The sequence below is a fragment of the Acinetobacter sp. 228 genome (assembly GCF_048147885.1).
The window spans coordinates 1-1,500 of the sequence record NZ_JAYWYV010000221.1 but is presented as its reverse complement, the minus strand read 5'-3'; the positions used below and the strand labels follow the sequence as shown (position 1 = coordinate 1,500).

Annotated in this window: 3 protein-coding genes; 1 reads left to right on the top strand and 2 read right to left on the bottom strand. The window is 35.5% G+C overall.

Annotated elements, in window-relative coordinates; translation table 11 throughout:
• Positions 1-56 precede the first annotated feature (56 nt).
• On the bottom strand, positions 57-353 hold the full coding sequence (locus VXQ92_RS17560) for a phage baseplate plug family protein (RefSeq protein WP_416682682.1): 297 nt from the start codon (positions 351-353) through the stop codon (positions 57-59).
• A gap of 2 nt (positions 354-355) precedes the next feature.
• The gene (locus VXQ92_RS17555; RefSeq protein ID WP_001018608.1) at positions 356-952 is read right to left on the bottom strand and encodes a phage baseplate protein; all 597 of its coding nucleotides are present in this window, start codon (positions 950-952) and stop codon (positions 356-358) included.
• Positions 953-1,089: 137 nt separating this feature from the next.
• Here VXQ92_RS17555 and VXQ92_RS17550 point away from each other — a divergent pair.
• A partial coding sequence (locus tag VXQ92_RS17550) for a hypothetical protein (protein WP_416682681.1) occupies positions 1,090-1,500 on the top strand: 411 nt, incomplete at its 3' end.

Here is a 1,500-nt window from a genome sequence, read left to right as displayed (position 1 = left end):
AGGCTCCCCATATTTAAGTTGAACGGTTAGCCGGCAATTGCGCTTCCATTGTTCACTCATTCCGGATCCTGCCAAAATAGTTTTATGTTAGTCCCTAAGTCATTAAATGATTGGCTTTCATCCTCATTGAGATTCTGAACATACATAGAGCCATTAATCAGATGACTATAGGGGCTTAAAATATCGATACCTGAAACTAAAGGAATACTACAGGCAATTGGTTCAGCATTTGCCTGATAGATATCTAGATACCAGCGCTTTAGAAAAATCAGTTTGAGCTGATAATTCACTTTATTTAGTTTGATAAAAAACTTCTGATTCCGATCGAGCAAAGGGATTTCATACAAAGCCATATTTACTTACCACTCATTAATGAACTAAAAGCATCTACAGCTGGTCCTAAAACAGTATTCAATACTGAAGAGTTAACTTGTTTCAGCTGTTTGGTACCAGAATCAACAACATCAGAAGTTACTTCAGGATTCTTTTGATCAGCGATAGAAACCAGCGTTTCTTTTGTGGAAACAATAAAAACTTTCTTAAATACAATATCGATCATCAAAGCATTTTCGGACGTTTCATCAGTGACATTCTTTAATGACTTAATCAACATGTCCGTATAAAGGCGTTTACCAGTAGAAATAATAAGTCGTTGACCTTGTAAGGCTTGCAACCCCTGATAAATACCAAGAAGTGACAAATCTGACCCAATAAATGTATTACCAATAAGACCATTCATCCTTCCAGCACTTTCAGACCACCCGATTTTCATGGTGACCTCTGGCGGTGCTTTATAGCAATGGTCAGAAATCGGTGAACCTTTTTCAACGGGATGCTCTGTTATTACAAGCTCATCAGAATGATTCTCTTCAATAACTACATCTGCAAATAAACCCATTATTGAACGATGACCACCAAACAATAGTGAGCCAACTGTTTCAGTGATAGCCATGCTTTCCTCCGGGCAATAAAAAACCCACCAAGTGGTGGGTTTAAATATTTTCAAAAAATGTTGCTTCTCAATGCTTGAACTAAACCTATATAATTTTTGATTAAAGATAAATCACTTTAAAATAAAGGTTAATTCTTGTGAGCACATCATCAAGACCAATTTGTCCCTACTGTAATAGTAAGCAGACACGATTTGCTTCAAGCAAATCAAATATACTTAAATCACAATACACTTGTAAAAATTGTGGCCAAAGCTTTTCAGTTAAAAATGAACTGTATGAATCAAAAGGCGGTTGCTTTAAGTTCTTTTTCAAACTGATATTTTGGGTAGTAATTGTAGCTATTGGCTTTGCCATTTACTTGGCAAAATTTGATAACACCCCTAATAAATCGCAATCTTCTACACAATTAACTGAAAAGAAAAATTCAGATAGTAGTGATAAGGAGGAATTTTCACCAGAAGCTGAAAAAGCTGCTCACGAATACATCCCCACTGAAGAAGATTATAAAAAACATGAAAGTATTGCTGATAGTAAAGATCAAAGTGAT